Origin of the sequence: Pelomonas sp. Root1237 (genome assembly GCF_001425055.1) — a bacterium.
Taxonomy (GTDB): Bacteria; Pseudomonadota; Gammaproteobacteria; order Burkholderiales; family Burkholderiaceae_C; genus Pelomonas.
The window spans coordinates 186,300-206,537 of the sequence record NZ_LMDK01000022.1; the positions used below are offsets into that span (position 1 = coordinate 186,300).

Consider the following 20,238-nt stretch of genomic DNA (forward strand, 5'->3'; position numbering starts at 1 on the left):
AATTCGCGCCCATGAATGCACCCGCCCCCGACGCGCCCGTTTCCGAACGCATCCGCTACCGCCTCGTGTCGGCCGGCTGCCGCCACCACGCCAACGACAACATCGCCGCCTACATCGAGCCCGGTGAACTCGACGCGCTGCAGGCCGAGGTGCAGACCCGCATGCAGGAGGTGCTGAAGAGCCTGGTCATCGACACCGACAGCGACCACAACACGCAGGAAACCGCCAAGCGCGTCGCCAAGATGTTCGTGCGCGAGGTGTTTGCCGGCCGCTACGCCGAGGCGCCGACGGTGACCGAATTCCCCAACATCAGCCGCCTCAATGAGCTGATGATCGTCGGCCCCATCACGGTGCGCAGCGCCTGCTCCCACCACCTCTGCCCCATCATCGGCAAGGTGTGGATCGGCATCATGCCCAACGAGCATTCCAACCTGATCGGCCTGTCGAAGTACGTGCGCCTGACGGACTGGATCATGAGCCGCCCGCAGATCCAGGAAGAGGCCGTGATCATGCTGGCCAACGAGCTGGAGACCCGCGTGCGGCCCGACGGCCTGGCCGTCGTCATGGAGGCCGACCACTTCTGCATGCACTGGCGCGGCGTCAAGGACATCGAGGCCGCGATGACCAACAGCGTCATGCGCGGGGCTTTCCTGACCGATCCCAATCTGCGGCGGGAGTTCCTGTCGCTGATGAAGAAGTCGTGAGCCCCTCGTCCAGTCTCGGCCCGACCGCCTACAGCGAGCGCGCTTCGCTGAAGCCGTAGAGATTCGCCAGCACCCGCGTCGGGAACTGGTGCAAGGCCTCGTTGTACTGGCCGACCGCCTGGTTGAACACCTGCCGCGCGAATGCGCGCTGGCGCTCGATCAGTTTCAGCTCGCTGACCAGGCCGTCGATCTCGGTTTCGCTGCGCAGCTCGGGCTGATGGTCCAGCAGAGACAGCAAGCGGGTCAGCGCCGCGGCGTGCAGCGCGCTGGCCACGGCCAGGCTGCCGACCGGGTCGGGTGCCCAGGGCTTGCTCCGCGAGGCCAGGGCTGCGGCTTGCGATTCCGCCTGCGCGCTCGCCAAGGCATCGAACGTCGCTTGTTCGCTGGAGAGCCGCGGCGCCACGGCAGCAAGCAGCTTGTCGCAGACCTCGCCGCGGTCCTTCAAGTGGGCATCGAGCTGCACAAAGGCCTCGCCGATGACATTGCGCAGCGACATCAGCCGGTTGTAGGCACCAATGCCCCAGAAGAACAACAGCGCCGCCCCGGCGACGCCAGCCCAGCTCCAGATCGTCATGCCGCCGCCCGGTAAGCAGCAAACCCATTGGCTCGCAGCGCGCAGGCCGGGCAGTGGCCGCAGCCATGGCCCCAGTCATGCAGCTCGCCGCGCTCGCCGAGGTAGCAGGTATGGGTGTCCTCGACGATGAGCTTCACCAGCGCCCCGCCACCGAGCGAATCGGCCAGGCGCCAGGTGGCCGCCTTGTCGATGAACATCAGCGGCGTGTCCAGCGTCATCGGCGTGTCCAGGCCCAGACTGAGTGCCACCTGCATGGCCTTCATCGTGTTGTCGCGGCAGTCCGGGTAGCCGGAGAAGTCGGTCTCGCACATGCCGCCGACCAGCACCGACGCGCCGCGGCGGTAGGCCAGCGTCGCGGCAAAGGTCAGGAAGAGCAGGTTGCGGCCGGGGACGAAGGTGTTGGGCAGGCCGTTGGCCTGCAGCTCGATGGCACGTTCGCTCGTCAGCGCCGTGTCGCTGATCTGGCCGAGCAGGGACAGGTCCAGCAGATGGTCGGCGCCGAGCTTCACAGCCCAGTGCGGGAACTGGCGTGCGATCTCGGCGCGCACGGTGTTGCGGCAGTCCAGCTCGATGCGGTGGCGCTGGCCGTAGTCGAAGGCCAGCGTCTCGACTTCGGCGAAGCGGTCCAGGGCCCAGGCCAGGCAGGTGGTGGAGTCCTGGCCGCCGGAAAACAGAACCAGGGCTTTGCGGTTGTCGGTCATGGCCGGGATGCTACCCGGCCACCCCGCCCATGCTCGGCGCCAGGCCGGGTGCCGGCGCGCCGGTTCGGCACCTTCAAGAGCCGGCCGACAGGCACCTCGGCCGTGCTTGCGCGCCCCCGAATCGCCCTGCGCGGCGCGCCTTTGCACCGCCCGCGTGCGCGTCCAACCCGCCTCTCCCAGACGCGCAAACTGGCACGGCACATGCTTGTATACCGCATTGAACACAAGCCGGAACTCAACCGGCGCACTTCGTGGATCAAGCAACTTGAGGAGAGCCTGGATGACGCGATCGCAATGGAACCGCCGGCACTTGTTGGGCAGCCTGGGCGCTGCGGGAGCCGGCGTGATGACCGCCGGCTGGAGCGGCCTGGCGCACGCCCAGAAGCCGCTGACCGTGGGCTTCATCTACGTCGGCCCGCGGGACGACTACGGCTACAACCAGGCGCATGCCGAGGCCGCGGCGCTGGTGAAGAAGATGCCGGGCATCAAGGTGGTGGAGGAGGAGAACGTCCCCGAGACCAACGCGGTGCAGAAAACCATGCAGGGCATGATCGCCCAGGACGGCGCGGGCCTGCTGTTCCCGACCTCGTTCGGCTACTTCGCCCCGCACATCCTGGCGCTGGCGCCCAAATACCCCAACGTGCGCTTCGCGCACTGCGGCGGGCTGTGGGACGCGGCCAAGCACCCCAAGAACGCCGGCAGCTTCTTCGGGTACATCGACGAGGCCCAGTACCTCAACGGCGTGGTTGCAGCCCATGTGACCAAGAGCAAGAAGCTCGGCTTCATCGCGGCCAAGCCCATCCCGCAGGTGCTGCGCAACATCAATGCCTTCACGATGGGCGCGCGCAGCGTGCACCCGGACATCACGACGACGGTGATCTTCACCGGCGACTGGAGCATGCCGGTCAAGGAGGCCGAGGCCACCAACAGCCTGGCCGACCAGGGCGTGGACGTGTTCACCATGCACGTGGATGGCCCCAAGGTCATCGTCGAGACAGCAGCCAAACGCGGCAAGTTCGTCTGCGGCTACCACGCCAGCCAGGCCAAGCTGGCACCGCAGGCCTACCTGACGGGCGCGGAGTGGAACTGGATCACCGCCTACAAGCAGATCATCGACGCCGCGCAGACCGGCAAGCCGCATCCGAACTTCGTGCGCGGCGGGCTCAAGGACGGCTTCGTCAAGAGCAGCCCCTACGGCAGCTCGGTGCCCGAAGGCGGGCGCAAGCAGGCCGAGGCAGTGCGGGCGCAGATGCTCAAGGGCAGCTTCGACATCTTCAAGGGCGAACTCAAGGACAACACCGGCAAGGTTGTCATTCCGGCCGGCAAGGTGTTCAAGCAGACCGACATGGAACTGGAGGGCATGAACTACCTGGTCGAAGGCGTCATCGGCAAAGTCTGACCCCGCACCAGGAGCCGCCGCCATGCCCGCCACCTCAAGAGCGCAGGGCTTCGCCGAAGCCCTGCTGCTGCCCGTCTTCGCGCTGACTGCCGCGCTACTGCTGTTTGGCGTCTTCGTGTGGCTGGGCGGCACGTCGCCGGTGGAGGCCTGGAAGCTGCTCTTCCTCGGCGCCTTCGGCGACGCCTTCTCCTGGCAGAACACGCTGCTGCGCGCTGCGCCGCTGATGCTCACCGCGCTGGCCGTGGCGCTGCCCGCGCAGGCCGGCTTGACGATGATCGGCGGCGAGGGCGCGCTGGTGCTTGGTGCGCTGGGCTGTGCCGGCCTGCCCTATCTCTTCGGCCCACCCGGCAACGTGATCGGCAGCGCCATGGTGCTGGCGGCCGGTGCGCTGCTGGGCGGCGGCTGGGTGATGCTCTCCGGCTGGCTGCGCCAGTGGCGCGGCGTCAACGAGACCATCTCCAGCCTGCTGCTGAGCTACATCGCCATCGCGCTGTTCAAGCACTTCGTCGAAGGGCCGATGCGCGACCCGGCGAGCCTGAACAAGCCGTCCACCCATCCGCTGGCTGAAGGCCTGCGCATCGGCCCCATCATGGGCGACGCGGCCATGGAGTCCTGGCTGGGCGACGTGCACTGGGGCCTGGTCATCGGCGTCGTGCTGTGCCTGGCCTGCGGTGCCTGGCTGAGCTTCAGCGCCTCCGGCTTCGCGATGCGCGTGGTGGGCGGCAACGCCCGGGCCGCCCGTCTCGTCGGCCTGCCCACCGACCGCCTCATCCTGCTGGCCTGCGCCCTCGGCGGCGCGGCGGCGGGCCTGGCCGGCGCCATCGAGGTGGCGGCCGTGCACACGGCGGCCAATGCCTCGGTGATCGCGGGCCTGGGCTACACGGGCATCCTGGTCAGCTTCGTGGCGCGACACAACCCCTGGGCCATCCCGCCGGTGGCGGTGCTGTTCGGCGGCTTTGCGGCGGCCGGCAGCCTGCTGCAGCGCCGGCTGGACCTGCCCGACGCCTCGGTGCTGGTGCTGCAGGGCTTCGCCTTCGTCTTCATCCTCGCGGCCGAGGCGCTGCGCGGGCGGTTGTTCGCGCCGCGCGCAGTGGCCAGGCGGCCAGCGCCCGTCACTGCGGCGGCTGAACCTCAGGGGGTTGCATGAGCGCCGCGCAGGGCCGCCCCAAGCAAGCTCGCTCCCGCTTGGCGGGACAGGCCGCAGGCCGAAGGGCGCACCAATGAGCCTCACGCTGAACGTCATCCCCGACCTGCTGCTCGCCGTCATCGGCGGCGCGCTGCGGGTGGGCACGCCCTTCCTCTTCGTCAGCCTCGGCGAGTGCCTGACCGAGAAGAGCGGCCGCATCAACCTCGGCCTCGAAGGCGTGCTCGTCTTCAGCGCCATGGCCGGCTTCGGCGGCGCCTACCTCAGCGGCTCGCCGTGGCTGGGCGTGTTGGCGGCCAGCGGCTGCGGCGCGCTGCTGGCCCTGCTGCACGGGCTGCTGTGCTCGCTGCCGCGCGTGTCCGACATCGCCACCGGCATTGCGCTGATGCTGCTGGGCGCGGGCCTGGCCTTCTACCTGGGCAAGCCGCTGATCCAGCCGCAGGCGCCGCAGATCCCGTCGCTGCCGCTGGGCGCCTGGAGCGACTCGTCCGCCGTGCAGACCGCGCTGTCGGTCAACGCCCTCTTCCCCATCGGCGTGGCGCTGGCCGCGCTGCTGGCCTGGGGCTTCAAGAACACGCGCTGGGGGCTGGTCGTGCGCATGGCCGGCGACAGCAGCGACGCCGCACGGGCGCTGGGCTACTCGGTCAACGGGGTGCGCATCGCCGCCACCACGGTGGGCGGCGCCATTGCCGGCCTGGGCGGGGCGTCACTGTCGCTGTACTACCCCGGCAGCTGGAACGAAGGCCTGTCCAGCGGCCAGGGCCTGATCGCCGTGGCCCTGGTCATCTTTGCGCGCTGGCGCCCCTGGCGCTGCCTGGGCGCGGCGCTGCTGTTCGGCGGCGCGGGCGCCATCGGCCCGGCGCTGCAGAGCGTGGGCGTGAGCGGCGGCTACTACCTGTTCAACGCCATGCCCTACGCGCTGACCCTGCTCATCCTCGTGGCCACCTGCACGCCGAGCCAGTCTCTCAAAGGTGCGCCCGCCGAACTCGGTGTGTCCCGTTGAACCGAAGGAACCCGACCATGCCGACCCTGCGTTCAAAACCCTATGCCTGGCCCTTCGACGGCAACATCAGCCCGAACAACACGGCGCTGGTCATCATCGACATGCAGACCGACTTCTGCGGCATCGGTGGCTACGTCGACAAGATGGGCTACGACCTGTCACTGACGCGCGCGCCCATCGCCCCGCTGAAGGTGCTGCTGGCCGCCGCGCGCCGCAAAGGCATGCACGTCATCCACACCCGCGAGGGCCACCGCCCCGACCTGTCCGACCTGCCGGCCAACAAGCTGTGGCGCTCGCGGCAGATTGGCACCGCGGGCCGCGGCATCGGCGACGCCGGCCCCTGCGGCCGCATCCTCGTACGCGGCGAACCGGGCTGGGACATCATTCCCGAGCTCTACCCCGCCGCGGGCGAGCCCGTCATCGACAAGCCCGGCAAGGGCAGCTTCTGCGCGACCGACCTGGAGCTGATCCTGCACACGCGCGGCATCCGCAACCTCATCCTCACCGGCATCACCACCGACGTGTGCGTGCACACGACCATGCGCGAGGCCAACGACCGCGGCTTCGAGTGCCTGATGCTGTCGGACTGCACCGGCGCCACCGATCCTGGCAACCACGCCGCCGCGCTCAACATGATCCAGATGCAGGGCGGCGTGTTCGGCGCGGTGGCCGACTCGGCCGCCGTGCTCGACCTGCTGGCGCAACTCTGAGCCGCGGCCATGTCCCACCCGCACGCCCTGCAGCTCGATACCTACCGCCTCACCAAGCGCTTCGGCAGCTTCACGGCGCTGGATGACGTCTCCCTCACCGTGCGGCCCGGCACCGTGCATGCGCTGCTGGGCGAGAACGGCGCGGGCAAAAGCACGCTGGTGAAGGCCATCGTCGGCTACCACCGCCCCGACGACGGCGCCGTGCTGGTGGACGGCCGCGAGCGCGAGATCGCCTCGCCGGTCGTGGCCCGCGACCTCGGCCTGGGCATGGTCTACCAGCACTTCACCGTCGTGCCCGGCATGAGCGTCGCCGAGAACCTGCTGCTGGCGCGCGGCCACCTGCCCATGGTCGTGGACTGGAAGGCTGCCCGCGCCGAGCTGCAGGCCTTCATGGACACGGCGCCCTTTCGCCTGCCGCTGGACGCCTGGCCCGGCGAGCTGTCGGCCGGCGAGAGGCAGAAGCTCGAAATCCTCAAGCAGCTCTTCCTCAAGCCGCGCCTGCTCATCCTCGACGAGCCCACCTCGGTGCTGACGCCGCAGGAGGCCGACGAGGTGCTGGGCGCGCTGCGCGAGCAGGCGCATGCGATGGCCTGCTCGGTGCTGATGATCACGCACAAGTTCCGCGAGGTGATGGCCTATGCCGACGACGTGAGCGTGCTGCGCAAGGGGGCGCTGGCGGCCACCGGCGCGGTGGCCGACTGCACGCCCGACAGCCTGGCCACTGCGATGGTGGGCGAGGGCCGCAGCGCGGTCATGAGCCCGACGTGGGTGCGCGAAACGCGCCCGCCCGGTGAGGTCAAGCTCGCCATCGAGGCTTTGGACGTGATGGGCGACCGCGGCGAGCCCGCCGTGCGTGCCCTGAGCCTGGACGTGCGGCGCGGCGAGATCGTCGGCATTGCCGGCGTCAGCGGCAACGGCCAGCGCGAGCTGATGCAGGCCCTGGTGGGCCAGCGCGCCCGCCTCGCCGGCCGGGTGATGGTGGACGACCAGCCCTTCCTGGCCCGCCGCGCCGAGAACCGCGCCCGAAAAGTGCGCAGCCTGCCCGAGGAGCCGCTGGCCAATGCCTGCGTCGGCCCCTTGAGCGTGGCGCAGAACATGGCGCTGCGCAGCTTCGACGAGGCACCCTGGGCGCGCGGCGGCCTGGTGCGCTGGGGCGCGCTGCGCCAGCGTGCGCGCGAATGGATCGCCGAGTACGGCGTCAAGACCCAGGGCGAGCGCGCCGCCATCCGCACGCTGTCGGGCGGCAACGTGCAGCGCGCCGTGCTGGCCCGCGAGCTGGCCGGCGAGTCCGAGCTGCTGCTGGTCAGCAACCCCGTCTTCGGGCTGGACTTCGCCGCCGTCGCCGAGATCCACGGCCGCCTGACGGCCGCACGCAACCGGGGTGCGGCCGTGCTGCTCGTCAGCGAAGACCTGGACGAGCTGCTGGCGCTGGCCGACCGCATCGTCGTCATGAGCGAAGGCCGTATCGTGCACGACGTGCCGGCCGCCGAGGCCACGCGCCAGTCGCTCGGCGAATTCATGGGTGGGAAGGGGCACGCATGAACACGCTGCTCACGCTGGCAACCGCGCAACCCTTTCCCTACACCTTCAACCCGGCGCACACGGCGCTGGTCGTCATCGACATGCAGCGCGACTTCATCGAGCCCGGCGGCTTCGGCGCCAGCCTGGGCAACGACGTGACGCGGCTGCAGGCCATCGTGCCGGCCGTGCGCCGCATGCTCGACGCCTGGCGTGCCATCGAAGCTGTGGTGCTGCACACCCGCGAGGCCCACCGCCCCGACCTCAGCGACTGCCCGCCGGCCAAGCGGCTGCGCGGCCAGCCGTCGCTGCGCATCGGCGACGTCGGGCCCATGGGCCGCGTCCTGATTGCCGGCGAGCCCGGCGCCGAGATCATTCCCGAGCTGGCGCCGCTGCCGGGCGAACTGGTGGTGGACAAACCCGGCAAGGGCATGTTCTACGCCACGCCGGTGGACGCGCTGCTGAAGGAGCGCGGCATCACCCACCTGCTCTTCATGGGCGTCACGACCGAGGTCTGCGTGCAGACGTCGATGCGCGAAGCGAACGACCGCGGCTACGAGTGCCTGCTGATCGAAGACGGCTCCGCCAGCTACTTCCCCGAATTCAAGGCCGCCGCGCTGGCCATGCTGACGGCCCAGGGCGCCATCGTCGGCTGGGCAGCGCCGTCGAGCGCAGTCATCGAAGCGATCACATGACCGAAACCCTGCACACCGTCGCCGACTGGCAGGCCGCCTACGCCGCTGGCGCAGGCCCCTACATCCTGCTGACCGATCTGCTGGCCCGGCTGCAACCCACCGACCCTGCGTGGATCCACGTCTGCACGCCCGAGCAGCTCGTCGCCCAGCTCGCCGCGCTGCCGCCGCGCGGGCCCGCCACACCGCTGTGGGGTGTGCCGCTGGCGGTGAAGGACAACATCGACGTCGCCGGCATGCCCACCACGGCCGCCTGCCCGGCCTTCGCCCACCAACCCGAGCACTCGGCCACCTGCGTGCAGCGCCTGCAGGCGGCCGGCGCCATCGTCGTCGGCAAGACCAACCTCGACCAGTTCGCCACCGGCCTGGTAGGTACCCGTTCGCCCTACGGCGAAGTGCCCAATAGCTTCGCGCCGGAATACGTGAGCGGTGGCTCCAGCTCGGGCTCGGCCTCGGTGGTGGCGCGGGGCCTGGTACCGCTGGCCCTGGGCACCGACACCGCCGGCTCGGGCCGCGTACCGGCCGGCTTCAACCACCTCGTGGGCCTGAAGCCCACGCCGGGCAGCGTGCCCATGCGCGGCGTGCTGCCGGCCTGCCGCACACTGGACGTGGTGAGCGTGTTCGCGCTGACCGTGGCCGACGCGGCACTGGCCTTCTCGCTGCTCGAGGGCGCGGAAGGCGACGAGGCGCGCTTCCACGTCGCCGCGCCGCGCCCGCCGTGGCTGGGCGGCGCCCGCGCAGCGCTGCGCCTGGGCGTGCCGCTGGAGCCCGGCTGCGACGCCGCCCTGGGCTGGCCAGCCGCCTTCGACGCCGCGCAGGCCCGCGCCCGCGAGATGGGCGCCGAGCTGGTGGTGCTGGACTTCGAGCCGCTTTTCGAAGTCGCCAAGCTGCTGTACGAAGGCCCCTGGGTGGCCGAGCGGCTGAGCGTGGTCGACAACCTGCTCGCCGCCGAACCCGAGGCGTTCGACCCCACCGTGGCCCGCGTCATCACGCAGGGGGGCAACCACGACGCGGTGGCGGCCTTCCGTGGCCGCTACAAGCTTGAAAGCCTGCGCGCCGAGTTGCAAAGCCTGTGGCAACAGGTCGATGCGCTGCTCGTGCCCACCGCGCCCACCTGCCCCACGCGCGCCGCCGTGGCCGCCGAGCCGGTGCTGCGCAACAGCGAGCTGGGCCGCTACACCAACTTCGTCAACCTGCTGGGCTGGTCGGCGCTGGCCCTGCCTTGCCAACTGCCCGATGACCCATCCCCGCTGCCCTTCGGCATCACGCTGATCGCCCCCGGCGGGGCCGACGCGGCGTTGGTCGACTTCGGGCTGCGCTGGGAGGCCGCCGGCCCCGCGCTGCTGGGCGCGCGCCTGCGCGAGGCCCGCCCGGCCGACCGCCACGTGCAAGCCCTGCCCCGAGCCGAGCCGACGCTGCTGCTGGCCGTCGTCGGCGCCCATTTGCAAGGCCTGCCGCTGCATGGCCAGCTGCAGGAGCGCGGCGCGCGGCTGCAGGCGCGCACGCAGACCGCGCCGCGCTACCGCCTGCACGCACTGCCAGGCACCGTACCGCCCAAGCCCGGCCTGGCCCGTGTGCCTGAAGGCGAGGCCGGCCACGCCATCGAGGTGGAGGTCTACGAACTGCCGGTGGCCAGCGTCGGCTCGCTGCTGGCGCTGATCCCGCCGCCGCTGGGTCTCGGCAATCTGGAGCTGGCCGACGGCCGCTGGGTCAAGGGCTTCATCTGCGAAGGCGCCGCGCTGCTGGGCGCACCCGACATCAGCCATCACGGCGGCTGGCGCGCCTTCCTTGCCGCGCCATGATGGACCCGCGCCACGTCGACGAACCGGCCGTGCTGGCCGAGCTGCGCGCCGTGTTCGACGCCTACGAGCAGGCGCTGATGGGCAATGACGTGGCCGCGCTCAACGCCTTCTTCTGGCAGGACGCGCGCGTCACGCGCTACGGCATCGCCGACCGGCAATGGGGCATCGCCGAGCTGGAGGCCTACCGCGCCGCCACGCCCGCGCCGGCCTTCACGCGGCGGCTGGAGCACCTGCGCCTGCACGCCTTCGGTCCCGACATGGCGGTGGCGCAGGTCGAGTTCGTGCGCAGCGACACGCCGCTGCGCGGCTTCCAGACGCAGACCTGGGTGCGGCTGCCCGAGGGCTGGCGCATCGTGGCGGCCCACGTCAGCATGATTCCCTTCGCCTGCGGCACGCCAACAATCGTGGAGCCCGAGACTCCCGCGACCTTGCCGTGACCCAGCCCGCCCCCACCCCGCCCGCCGAAGCCCCGAGCCTGGCCGACCAGGCCTATGTACGGCTCAAGCAGATGATCTTTGACTTTGCGCTGATGCCCGGCGACCGCGTCTCCGAGACCGAGTTGGCGCAGCGCGTCGTCGTCAGCCGCACGCCGCTGCGCGCCGCCTTGCAGCGGCTGGAGCGCGAGGGCTTCCTGCAGCTGCTGCCGCGCCTGGGTTGGCAGGTGGCGCCGCTGGACTTCGACGTGATGGACGAGCTCTACGACCTGCGCACCCTCATCGAGTGCGAGGCCGCACGCCACCTCTGCGAGCACGAGCAACGGCCCGAGCTGCAGCAACTGGCCGACATCTGGATGGTGCCGCCTGCCGAGCGCCTGGCCGACGCGGCAGAGGTAGGGGCGCTGGACGAGCGCTTCCATGCGCTGCTGGTGCAGGGCAGCGGCAACCGCGAGATGGTCCGCGTGCACAGGGAAATCACCGAGCGCATCCGCATCATCCGGCGGCTGGACTTCACCAAACCCGCGCGCGTGGATGCAACCTACGACGAGCATGCCCGCATCCTGCGCACCATCACGCGGCGGCGCACCGACGAAGCCCAGCGCCTGCTGCGCGCCCACATCCAGCAGAGCAAGCTCGAAGTGCGGCACATCACGCTCGACATGCTTTACCGCGCCAGGCGGAGCAGCTGATGCCACGCGGCTCCTGGGCATGCGAATGGCACATGAATTGCATGAGCCCACGATGCCGGTTCGTGCGAGCGGCCATGGCGATGCCGGCCGCCAAGAGTCAATTCACGCGTTCTTCATCCACCCCCTAGGAGCTTTGCCTTGAAACCCACCGCACGCCTGCTTTGCACCGCCCTCGCCGCCTTCGCCGCCGGCGCCACCCAGGCCGCCGACTGGGCCGACACCTCCATCGGCTACCGCTACGGCACCAAGTTCGCCGAGCCCTTCGGCACGAACGACATCCACAAGAACATCCTCGACCTCAACCATGCCAGCGGCTACGCCTACGGCACCAACTTCTTCAACGTCGACCTGCTGCTGTCCGACAAGAAGGACCCGTCCAGCCCCAACTCCGGCAGCGGCGCCAGCGAGGTCTACATCGTCTATCGCCACACGCTGGACTTCGGCAAGATCACCGGCAGCCCCATCGCCTTCGGCCCCGTCCGTGGCGTGGGTCTCACCGCCGGCTTCGATGCCAACGTGAAGGTGGATGCCGGCTACAACTCGCGCAAGCAGATGCTCGTGCTCGGCCCCACGTTGATGATGGATGTGCCTGGCTTCCTCAACGTCAGCCTGCTGCTGCTGAAGGAAAGCAACGCGCCGTACAACAAGTTCAGCGGCACGGCGACGCCGCGCTACGACTACAAGAGCCATGTGATGCTGACGGCGGCCTGGAGCATCCCGCTGGGCAAGCTGCCCCTGGCCTTCGAAGGCTTTGCCAACTACATCGCCAGCAAGGGCACGGACGAGTTCGGCGGCGCAACAGGCCCCGAGACCAACTTCGACGGCCAGATCATGTACGACGTGGGCGCCGCCACCGGCGCGACGCCGAACAAGTTCAAGGTGGGGCTGGAGTACCAGTACTGGCGCAACAAGTTCGGCAACCCGTACAAGGGTCCGGCCGGCAGCGGCGCATTCGCAAAGACGCCGATGATCCGCGCGGAATACCACTTCTGAAGTTCCCGCGACGTCCGGCATGTCTCGCCTTGAATTGATCGGCATCACCAAGCAATACCCCGGCGTTCGGGCCAACGACGACATCCATCTCAAGGTGGCGCCGGGGCAGATCCACGCCGTTCTCGGCGAGAACGGCGCGGGCAAGTCGACGCTGATGAAGATCATCTACGGCGCCACCAAGCCGGACGCCGGGCAGATCGCCTGGAACGGCCGCGAGGTCGAAGTGGCCAGCCCGGCGCAGGCCCGCGCGCTGGGCATCAGCATGGTCTACCAGCACTTCTCGCTGTTCGACACGCTGACCGCCGCCGAGAACATCTGGCTGGGGCTGGACAAGTCGGGCTCGCTGGCCGAGGTGGCCGAGCAGACGCGGGTGGTGTCGGCGCAGTACGGCCTGTACGTGGACCCGGCCCGCCCGGTGCACACGCTCAGTGTCGGCGAGCGCCAGCGCGTCGAGATCGTGCGCGCGCTGCTGACCAAGCCGCAGCTGCTGATCCTGGACGAGCCCACCTCGGTGCTGACGCCGCAGGCCGTCGAAAGCCTGTTCGTGACGCTGCGCAAGCTGAGCGGCGAGGGCTGCTCCATCCTCTACATCAGCCACAAGCTGCATGAGATCCGCTCGCTGTGCGATCACTGCACGGTGCTGCGCGGCGGTCGCGTGGTGGGCGAGGTGGACCCGCGGCAAGAGAGCAACGCCAGCCTGTCGCGGCTGATGATTGGCGCCGATGCGCCGGTGCTCACCGCCCGCGAAGGCCAGCGCGGCGCACACGTGCTGCGCGTGGCTGAACTTGGCCTTGAGCAGCTCGACCCTTTCGGCGTCACGCTCAAGGACATCGCCTTCGACGTCTGCGCCGGCGAGATCGTCGGCGTGGCGGGCGTGTCGGGCAACGGCCAGCAGGAGCTGCTCGCGGCGCTGTCAGGCGAGGACCCGCGCGCGGCGGCAGGGACCATCCAGCTCTTCGACCAGGACATCGCCCGCGCCACGCCGGGCCGGCGCCGCGCCGCCGGGCTGCACTTCGTGCCCGAGGAGCGCTTGGGCCGCGGCGCGGTACCGACGCTGTCGCTGGCCATGAACACGCTGCTGACGCGCACCGAGGCGGTGGGCCGGGGTGGCTGGATACGCATCGCCCAGGCGCGCCGGCTGGCGGCCAAGCTGATCGACAACTTCCGCGTCAAGGCCTCGGGCCCCGACGCGACGGCCCGTACGCTGTCGGGCGGCAACCTGCAGAAGTTCATCGTCGGCCGCGAGATCGATGCGAGCCCGCAGCTGCTGATCATTGCCCAGCCCACCTGGGGCGTGGACGTGGGCGCCGCCGCGCAGATACGCGGCGAGCTGCTGCGGCTGCGCAACCAGGGCTGCGCGCTGCTGGTGTTCAGCGAGGAGCTGGACGAGTTGTTCGAGATCTGCGACCGGCTGCACGTCATCGCCGACGGCCGGCTGTCGCCGTCGGTGCCCATCGCGGCAGCCACGCGCGAGCAGGTCGGCGAATGGATGTCGGGGCTGTGGCCCGCGACTGCAGAGGAGCTCGTCCATGCTCAGGCTTGAGCCGCGCACGCAAACCTCCATGCTACTGGCCGTGGCCGCGCCGCTGCTGGCGCTGGCGCTCACCGTGGTCATCGGCGTGCTGCTGTTCACGGCCCTGGGCAAGGACCCGCTGCAGGCGTTGCGGCTGTTCTTCGTCGAGCCGCTGAAGAATGGCCGGGCACTGTCGGAACTCAGCGTCAAGGCCGTGCCGCTGGCACTGATCGCCCTGGGCCTGGCGGTGTGCTTTCGCGCCAACATCTGGAACATCGGCGCCGAGGGCCAGTTCGTGCTCGGCGCTCTGGGCGCCGGCTGGGTGGCCATGCAGGCCGGGCCGGACACCTCCGCCTGGTTCGTCGTGCCGGTGCTGCTGGGCGGTGTCGCGGGCGGCATGTTGTGGGCCGGCGTCGTGGCGCTGCTGCGCGACCGCTTCAACACCAACGAGATCCTGGTCAGCCTGATGCTGGTCTATGTGGCCACGCTGCTGCTGAACTACCTCGTCTACGGGCCCTGGAAGGACCCCGACGGCTACAACTTCCCGCAGACCGTGCTGTTCGCGGCCTCGACGCGGCTGCCGCGCCTGGTGAACGGGTTGCGTATGAACGTGGGCGTGGTCATCGCGCTGCTGGCCGTGGCGGCCTTCGCGGTGTTCCAGTTCCGCACCTACCGCGGCTATGCGTTGACGGTCGGCGGCATTGCCCCGGCCGCCGCGCGCTATGCCGGCTTCTCGTCGCGCAGCGCGCTGTGGACGGCGCTGCTGCTCTCCGGCGGCATGGCGGGGCTGGCAGGCGCCTTCGAGGTGGCCGGGCCGCTGGGGCAGCTGACGCCTTACGTGCCGGTGGGCTATGGGTTCGCGGCCATCATCGTGGCCTTCGTCGGCCGGCTGCATCCGGTGGGCATCGTGTTCTCGTCGGTGCTGATGAGCATGTTCTACATCGGCGGCGAGCTGGCTCAGAGCCGCATGGGCCTGCCCAAGGCGCTGACCAGCGTGTTCCAGGGCGTATTGCTATTCACGCTGCTGGCCTGCGACCACGGACTGCAATACCGCATGCGCTGGGTGGCTGCGGCCAAGACGAGGACGGCGGCATGAACGAGATTGCCTTGCTCATTGCCGCCACGCTGAGCGCCGGCACCGTGCTGGCCATCGCCGGCCTGGGCCTGCTGATCAATGAGCGTGCCGGCATCGTCAACCTGGGCACCGAGGGGCTGATGCTGGTGGCGGCCATCGCCGGCTTTGCCACCGCGGTACACAGCGGCTCCGATCTGCTGGGCTTCATCGCCGGCATGGCGGCGGGCGTCGTGCTGTCGCTGTTCTTCGGGCTGCTGGTGATCTGGCTCAACACCAACCAATACGCCACCGGGCTGGCGCTGAGCCTGTTCGGCGCCGGCTTCTCGGCCTTCGTGGGCATCGAGTACACGCAGCAGCGGCTGGCCGAGCGGGCGCACTGGGCCCTACCCGGCCTGGCCGATTTGCCGGTGCTGGGCAAGGCGCTGTTCGAGCACCACCCGGTCGTCTACCTGGCCATGGCGCTGGCGGTGGCGCTGCACTTCTTCCTGTACCGCACGCGGGCGGGGCTGGTGCTGCGCGCGGTGGGCGAGTCGCCTGAGTCGGCCCATGCGCTGGGCTACCCGGTGCGGCGCATCCGCCTCGCCGCCGTGGCCGCCGGCGGCGCGCTGTGCGGCCTGGCCGGCGCCTACCTGTCCCTCATCTACACGCCGCTGTGGGTGGAGGGCATGGTGGCCGGCAAGGGCTGGATCGCACTGGCGCTGACCACCTTCGCCACCTGGCGGCCGGCCCGCGTGCTGCTCGGGGCCTACCTGTTCGGCGGCGTGACGATGCTGCAGTTCCACCTGCAAAGCGAAGGCATCGCCATCTCCAGCCACTGGCTGAGCATGCTGCCCTACCTCGCCACCATCGCCGTGCTGGTGCTGATCTCGCGCAACCCGGCCTGGATCAAGGCCAACATGCCGGCGTCGCTTGGCAAGCCTTTCAAACCCGGCCATTGAATTCCTTGTCTCAACCGCTCACCCAGGAGAAACGCATGACATCCCTTGCCACCCGCCGGACCTTCGCGCTTGCCGCACTGGCCGCCGCCGCACTCGCGGGCTGCTCCAAGAAGGAAGAGCCCCCCGCCGCCGCGCTGCCCGCGTCCGCCGCCGTCGCCAAACCCGAGCCGCTGAAGATCGCCTTCGCCTACGTCGGCCCGGTGGGTGACGGCGGCTGGACGTTTGCGCACGACAACGCCCGCAAGGCGTTGGAGAAGGAGTTCGGCGACAAGATCGCCACCAGCTTCGTCGAGAAAGTGCCCGAGGCCGCCGACGCCGAACGCGTCTTCAACGACCTGGTGGGCCAGGGCAACAAGCTGGTGTTCGGCACCACCTTCGGCTACATGGAGCCCATGCTCAAGGTCGCGGCCGAGCACAAGGACGTGAAGTTCGAGCACGCCACCGGCTACAAGACGGCCGAGAACCTGCGCACCTACGACAGCCGCACCTACGAGGGCGCCTACCTGGCCGGCGTCATCGCCGGGTCCATGACCAAGACCAACACCCTGGGCGTGGTCGGCTCCATCCCCATCCCCGAGGTCATCCGCAACATCAACAGCTTCACGCTGGGCGCGCAGAGCGTGAACCCCAAGATCAAGACCAAGGTGGTCTGGGTCAACGAGTGGTTCGACCCGCCGAAGGAAACCGAGGCCGCCACCGCGCTGATCAACGGCGGCGCCGACGTGCTGATGCAGAACACCGACTCCGCCGCGGTGCTCAAGACCGCCGAGGAAAAGGGCAAGCGCGCCTTCGGCTGGGACTCCGACATGAAGGCCTACGGCCCCAAGGCCCACCTGGCTTCGGCCGTCATCAACTGGGCACCGTACTACATCAAGGCCACGCGCGACGCGCTGGACGGCAAGTGGGCCACCGGCAAGGCCTGGTGGGGCGTGAAGGAAGGCGCCATCGACATCGTCTCCCTCGCCGACGACGTGCCGGCCGAGGCCAAGGCCAAGGTCGAGCAGGTCAAGGCCGGCCTCAAGGACGGCAGCTTCTCGATCTGGAAGGGCCCGCTGGTCGACAACACCGGCAAGGAAGTGCTGGCCAAGGATGCCGTGGCGGACGATGCCTTCCTGGGCGGCATCAAGTTCTTCGTCAAGGGCGTCGAGGGCAAAGTTCCAGGTTCGAAGTAAAGCCCTGACCGGGGACACTGAGCGCATGCCTACCGATATCGACTTCGACCGCATCCCGCGCTCAGCCCTTTCCGGCCTGCTGGCACGCAGCCCCAAGGCCGAGCTGCACATCCACATCGAGGGCTCGCTGGAGCCCGAGCTGATCTTTGCGCTGGCGGCGCGCAACGGCGTGGCGCTGCCCTATGCCAGCGTGGAGGCGCTGCGCGCGGCCTATGCCTTCACCGACCTGCAGAGCTTCCTGGACATCTACTACGCCGGAGCCAGCGTGCTGCTGCACGAGCAGGACTTCTACGACATGGCCTGGGCCTACTTCGAGAAGGCCGCCCGCGACCACGTCGTCCATGCCGAGCTGTTCTTCGACCCGCAGACGCACACGGCGCGCGGTGTGCCCATGGGCACGGTCATCCAGGGCCTGTCGCGCGCCTGCACCGATGCGCGCGAAAAGCTGGGCGTCAGCGCCGCGCTCATCCTGTGCTTCCTGCGCCACCTGAGCGAGGCCGACGCCTTCGCCACGCTGGAACAAGCCCTGCCCTACCGCGCGCATTTCATCGGCGTCGGGCTGGACAGCTCGGAGCGCGGCAACCCGCCCAGCAAGTTCACGCGCGTGTTCGTGCGCTGCGCCGAACTGGGCCTGCACCGCGTGGCCCATGCCGGCGAGGAGGGGCCACCGACCTACATCGAAGAGGCCCTGGACCTGCTGCGCGTGGAGCGCATCGACCATGGCGTGCGGGCCATAGAGAGCCCGGCGCTGATGCATCGCCTTGCGCTTGAGCGCATGCCGCTGACGGTCTGCCCGCTGTCCAACGTCAAGCTCTGCGTCGTGCCCGACCTGGCCATGCACCCGCTGCCACAGCTGCTGGCCGCCGGCCTGGCCGTGACCATCAACTCCGACGATCCGGCCTACTTCGGCGGCTACCTCAACAAGAACCTGTCGGCGCTGTTCGACGCTCTGCCTCAATGGGGCGCGCGCGAGGCTTATCAGCTGCTGCGCAACAGCCTCGAAGCGAGCTTCCTGCCACTGCCGGCCCGCGCCCCGTGGGTGGCGGCGCTGAACGCCGAGTTCGCGCGGGCGGTGGTCTAGGAGCCGGCCACTGCGGTTCGCCGCAGCTCGCCTCACCCGGTGTTAACTTCCGCGCCGCGTGGGCGCGTTCGCCTGGGGAGCAACAACATGAAATCGACCGTTTTCAGCCTGGCCACCGCCCTGGGGGCTGGCAGCGTACTGGCAGCCGCACCGGCATCACACATCGACGAAGTCCTCGTCTACCCGGGCGGCTCCCAGGTCACGCGGCTGGCCACGGTCGCGGCCGGCGCGCGCGAGCTGGTGCTGAGCTGCCTGTCGGCCCGCTTCGACCCTGACTCGCTGCAGATCGAGGCGCCCGCCGGCGTCAACCTCGGGCCGGTGCAACTGGAGACGCTGCCGCGCGAGCGCGTGCCCGAGTGCGCGCAAAGCCCGCTGGATGAACAGGTCCGCAAGCTGGAGGGCCAGCGCGACACGCTGACCGCCGAGTCAAGCGCACTGGACACCGGCCTCGGCTACCTCAAGGCCCTGGGCGCTGGCGAGGCACGGGCCACACCGGCCACAGGCATCGGCGCGACGGCAGACACGATCCGCAAGACCGCGTTGGAGGGCCTGCTGCGCCAAGCCGCCATCCGCCGCCAGCTGGAAGACCTGGACAAGCAGCTCGCCCCGCTCAAGGCCGAGCGCGACCACGTGGCCGCAGCCAACCCGCAATGGCGCAGCCTGCGCCTGCGGCTGTCCACCGTGCGCGAGGCCGAGCTGAAGCTGAGCTACCGCGTGACGCAGGCCGGCTGGGCGCCGAGCTACCGCGCACTGCTCGACACGGCCACGGGCGCGCTGAACCTGGAGCGCCTGGCCCAGGTGTCGCAGCAAAGCGGCGAGGACTGGAAGAATGTGAAGCTGCGGCTGACAACGGCGCAGGTGGCTCAGAAGGTCGGGCCCGGCTCGCCCCGGCCTTGGCAGCTCGACCTGGCGACCGCCCGCGTGCCGGCACCCGCGATGTCAGTTGCCGAATCGGTGGTCGTGACCGGCCAACGGGCCACCCTCGTCAGCCGGGCCACCGCCGAAGAGGCGGCAGGCAAGCTGGAGCGCTTCGACCTCGGGGTGTTCGAGGGCAGCTACGCGACCGAATTCGTGCTGCCGCTGCGCGTCAACGTCGACAGCGGCACGCAGCGCGCCAGCCTGACGCTCGGCAGCGAGAAGCTGCAGGCCAAGGTGCTGGCCCGCGTGCAGCCGCAAAGCGAGGCTGCCGCCTATCTCGTGGCCGACGCCGCCAAACCCGCCGGCGCCTGGCCACGCGGCGCCGTGCAACTGGTGCGCGACGGCGCGCTGGTGGGCAGCACCCTGTTCAATATCGCCAGCGGCGACGAGCGCCTGGAGCTGCCCTTCGGCCGCGACGACGCGCTGCGCGTGCTGGTTGAGCCCGAGCAGCGCAATGCCGGCAACACCGGCTTCATCAGCACGCGAGCAGAGCACCGCTATGGCCGGGCCTACGTCGTCGAGAACCGCCACACGGCGGGCACGGTGACCCTGCAGCTCATCGAGGCCGCGCCCGTGTCGCAACACGAGGACATCAAGGTGCAGTCTCAATTCAGCCCGGCGCCGACGACTCAGGCGTGGCGCAAGCAGGCAGGGCTGGTGATGTGGGAGCAGCCTCTGGCGGCGGGAGCCAGCCAGCGGTTCATGGCGGACTATGTGATCAGTGCGCCGAAGGAGGCGCAGGTAACAGGGTTGCCGCGTTGAGCGGGTTGAGTTGGCGACTTTCGCTCGCCGCGACGGGCCGTGCCGGGAGTTCGTCCCGGCGGACGACAGCCAAGCCCGACCGCCGGTTGTTGCCGGCTGTTCCATCACACCCCCTCTGAGCCCGCCGAGCAGCGCAAGGCCTTGAGGGCGCGAGCGCAGCTCGCTTCAAGAACTGACTCCGCGCAACTGTTTGAGCAGAGCGTAGCGGCGCGAGTTTTGCGCAGGCCCTCAAGGCCTGAGCAGCGCAGGGAACCCTGCAGCGCAGCGGAGGGGCGGGCGGATCGGGGGCGACTTTTTGCCTTCTTTTTGGTCGCTTGTATAGACCGGAGACATGGGTAACACCCGTGCCAGGACATGGGTAACACCTTCTCAAGTGTCCAACGTCGGCTCGCGCAGGTCGAACTGCGTGAACC

General features: G+C 69.7%; 19 protein-coding genes. 17 read left to right on the plus strand and 2 right to left on the minus strand.

All coding sequences use genetic code 11. The features are described 5' to 3' along the window. Positions 1–11 precede the first annotated feature (11 nt). Positions 12–704 (plus strand): GTP cyclohydrolase I, encoded by a 693-nt coding sequence (gene folE / locus ASC91_RS28540; RefSeq protein ID WP_056205638.1) that lies wholly within the window; start codon positions 12–14, stop codon positions 702–704. A gap of 28 nt (positions 705–732) precedes the next feature. Here the strand turns inward: folE and ASC91_RS28545 are convergent, their stop codons facing one another. Next, the gene (locus ASC91_RS28545; RefSeq protein WP_056205640.1) at positions 733–1,278 is read right to left on the minus strand and encodes a LemA family protein; all 546 of its coding nucleotides are present in this window, start codon (positions 1,276–1,278) and stop codon (positions 733–735) included. After that, entirely contained in the window at positions 1,275–1,979 is a 705-nt protein-coding gene (gene queC, locus ASC91_RS28550; RefSeq protein WP_056205642.1) for a 7-cyano-7-deazaguanine synthase QueC, read from the minus strand. The genes ASC91_RS28545 and queC overlap by 4 nt, the downstream gene beginning before the upstream one ends. Positions 1,980–2,259: 280 nt before the next feature. Between queC and ASC91_RS28555 the strand changes: the two genes are divergently transcribed. The 16 genes from ASC91_RS28555 to ASC91_RS28630 all read left to right on the plus strand — a co-directional run bounded on the left by ASC91_RS28555 (position 2,260) and on the right by ASC91_RS28630 (position 19,825). Continuing rightward, positions 2,260–3,378, plus strand: coding sequence for a BMP family ABC transporter substrate-binding protein (locus ASC91_RS28555; protein WP_056205645.1), 1,119 nt, complete (start codon positions 2,260–2,262; stop codon positions 3,376–3,378). 22 nt (positions 3,379–3,400) lie between these two features. Next, complete coding sequence (locus tag ASC91_RS28560) at positions 3,401–4,525, plus strand: ABC transporter permease (protein ID WP_056205647.1); 1,125 nt, start codon at positions 3,401–3,403, stop codon at positions 4,523–4,525. Positions 4,526–4,598: 73 nt separating this feature from the next. After that, a complete protein-coding gene (locus ASC91_RS28565) occupies positions 4,599–5,525 on the plus strand; it encodes an ABC transporter permease (protein ID WP_056205649.1) in 927 nt (308 codons plus the stop codon). Between the two features lie 17 nt (positions 5,526–5,542). After that, on the plus strand, positions 5,543–6,235 hold the full coding sequence (locus ASC91_RS28570) for a cysteine hydrolase family protein (protein WP_056205651.1): 693 nt from the start codon (positions 5,543–5,545) through the stop codon (positions 6,233–6,235). Between the two features lie 9 nt (positions 6,236–6,244). Then, positions 6,245–7,777, plus strand: a complete 1,533-nt coding sequence (locus tag ASC91_RS28575) for an ABC transporter ATP-binding protein (RefSeq protein WP_056205654.1) — start codon at positions 6,245–6,247, stop codon at positions 7,775–7,777. Then, the gene (locus ASC91_RS28580) at positions 7,774–8,448 is read left to right on the plus strand and encodes a cysteine hydrolase family protein (protein ID WP_056205655.1); all 675 of its coding nucleotides are present in this window, start codon (positions 7,774–7,776) and stop codon (positions 8,446–8,448) included. Before ASC91_RS28575 ends, ASC91_RS28580 begins: the two co-directional genes overlap by 4 nt. Next, positions 8,445–10,247 (plus strand): allophanate hydrolase, encoded by a 1,803-nt coding sequence (gene atzF, locus ASC91_RS28585; protein WP_056205660.1) that lies wholly within the window; start codon positions 8,445–8,447, stop codon positions 10,245–10,247. Before ASC91_RS28580 ends, atzF begins: the two co-directional genes overlap by 4 nt. Further along, positions 10,244–10,684, plus strand: a complete 441-nt coding sequence (hpxZ, locus tag ASC91_RS28590) for an oxalurate catabolism protein HpxZ (RefSeq protein ID WP_200955366.1) — start codon at positions 10,244–10,246, stop codon at positions 10,682–10,684. The genes atzF and hpxZ overlap by 4 nt, the downstream gene beginning before the upstream one ends. After that, positions 10,681–11,373, plus strand: coding sequence for a GntR family transcriptional regulator (locus ASC91_RS28595; RefSeq protein ID WP_056205664.1), 693 nt, complete (start codon positions 10,681–10,683; stop codon positions 11,371–11,373). The genes hpxZ and ASC91_RS28595 overlap by 4 nt, the downstream gene beginning before the upstream one ends. 138 nt (positions 11,374–11,511) lie before the next feature. Further along, positions 11,512–12,366, plus strand: a complete 855-nt coding sequence (locus tag ASC91_RS28600; protein ID WP_056205666.1) for a hypothetical protein — start codon at positions 11,512–11,514, stop codon at positions 12,364–12,366. A gap of 19 nt (positions 12,367–12,385) precedes the next feature. Further along, positions 12,386–13,909 carry an ABC transporter ATP-binding protein gene (locus tag ASC91_RS28605; RefSeq protein ID WP_056205667.1) on the plus strand — a complete coding sequence of 508 codons (1,524 nt, stop codon included), beginning with the start codon at positions 12,386–12,388 and terminating at the stop codon, positions 13,907–13,909. Next, positions 13,896–14,975 carry an ABC transporter permease gene (locus tag ASC91_RS28610; RefSeq protein WP_056205669.1) on the plus strand — a complete coding sequence of 360 codons (1,080 nt, stop codon included), beginning with the start codon at positions 13,896–13,898 and terminating at the stop codon, positions 14,973–14,975. The genes ASC91_RS28605 and ASC91_RS28610 overlap by 14 nt, the downstream gene beginning before the upstream one ends. Further along, complete coding sequence (locus tag ASC91_RS28615; RefSeq protein ID WP_056205672.1) at positions 14,972–15,892, plus strand: ABC transporter permease; 921 nt, start codon at positions 14,972–14,974, stop codon at positions 15,890–15,892. The genes ASC91_RS28610 and ASC91_RS28615 overlap by 4 nt, the downstream gene beginning before the upstream one ends. A 35-nt stretch (positions 15,893–15,927) precedes the next feature. Further along, positions 15,928–17,064: a BMP family ABC transporter substrate-binding protein gene (locus ASC91_RS28620; protein WP_056205674.1), complete on the plus strand. Its 1,137-nt coding sequence runs from the start codon at positions 15,928–15,930 to the stop codon at positions 17,062–17,064. A gap of 25 nt (positions 17,065–17,089) precedes the next feature. Continuing rightward, positions 17,090–18,145, plus strand: a complete 1,056-nt coding sequence (locus ASC91_RS28625; RefSeq protein ID WP_056205676.1) for an adenosine deaminase — start codon at positions 17,090–17,092, stop codon at positions 18,143–18,145. Positions 18,146–18,232: 87 nt separating this feature from the next. Next, entirely contained in the window at positions 18,233–19,825 is a 1,593-nt protein-coding gene (locus ASC91_RS28630) for a DUF4139 domain-containing protein (RefSeq protein ID WP_056205678.1), read from the plus strand. Positions 19,826–20,238 lie beyond the last annotated feature (413 nt).

What these genes read in the sequence shown, in the direction of transcription:
- folE (WP_056205638.1), top strand. Translation starts at nt 12, where the DNA reads ATGAATGCACCCGCCCCCGACGCGCCCGTTTCCGAACGCATCCGCTAC.
- ASC91_RS28545 (WP_056205640.1), bottom strand. Translation starts at nt 1,278, where the DNA reads ATGACGATCTGGAGCTGGGCTGGCGTCGCCGGGGCGGCGCTGTTGTTC.
- queC (WP_056205642.1), bottom strand. Translation starts at nt 1,979, where the DNA reads ATGACCGACAACCGCAAAGCCCTGGTTCTGTTTTCCGGCGGCCAGGAC.
- ASC91_RS28555 (WP_056205645.1), top strand. Translation starts at nt 2,260, where the DNA reads ATGACGCGATCGCAATGGAACCGCCGGCACTTGTTGGGCAGCCTGGGC.
- ASC91_RS28560 (WP_056205647.1), top strand. Translation starts at nt 3,401, where the DNA reads ATGCCCGCCACCTCAAGAGCGCAGGGCTTCGCCGAAGCCCTGCTGCTG.
- ASC91_RS28565 (WP_056205649.1), top strand. Translation starts at nt 4,599, where the DNA reads ATGAGCCTCACGCTGAACGTCATCCCCGACCTGCTGCTCGCCGTCATC.
- ASC91_RS28570 (WP_056205651.1), top strand. Translation starts at nt 5,543, where the DNA reads ATGCCGACCCTGCGTTCAAAACCCTATGCCTGGCCCTTCGACGGCAAC.
- ASC91_RS28575 (WP_056205654.1), top strand. Translation starts at nt 6,245, where the DNA reads ATGTCCCACCCGCACGCCCTGCAGCTCGATACCTACCGCCTCACCAAG.
- ASC91_RS28580 (WP_056205655.1), top strand. Translation starts at nt 7,774, where the DNA reads ATGAACACGCTGCTCACGCTGGCAACCGCGCAACCCTTTCCCTACACC.
- atzF (WP_056205660.1), top strand. Translation starts at nt 8,445, where the DNA reads ATGACCGAAACCCTGCACACCGTCGCCGACTGGCAGGCCGCCTACGCC.
- hpxZ (WP_200955366.1), top strand. Translation starts at nt 10,244, where the DNA reads ATGATGGACCCGCGCCACGTCGACGAACCGGCCGTGCTGGCCGAGCTG.
- ASC91_RS28605 (WP_056205667.1), top strand. Translation starts at nt 12,386, where the DNA reads ATGTCTCGCCTTGAATTGATCGGCATCACCAAGCAATACCCCGGCGTT.
- ASC91_RS28610 (WP_056205669.1), top strand. Translation starts at nt 13,896, where the DNA reads ATGCTCAGGCTTGAGCCGCGCACGCAAACCTCCATGCTACTGGCCGTG.
- ASC91_RS28615 (WP_056205672.1), top strand. Translation starts at nt 14,972, where the DNA reads ATGAACGAGATTGCCTTGCTCATTGCCGCCACGCTGAGCGCCGGCACC.
- ASC91_RS28620 (WP_056205674.1), top strand. Translation starts at nt 15,928, where the DNA reads ATGACATCCCTTGCCACCCGCCGGACCTTCGCGCTTGCCGCACTGGCC.
- ASC91_RS28625 (WP_056205676.1), top strand. Translation starts at nt 17,090, where the DNA reads ATGCCTACCGATATCGACTTCGACCGCATCCCGCGCTCAGCCCTTTCC.
- ASC91_RS28630 (WP_056205678.1), top strand. Translation starts at nt 18,233, where the DNA reads ATGAAATCGACCGTTTTCAGCCTGGCCACCGCCCTGGGGGCTGGCAGC.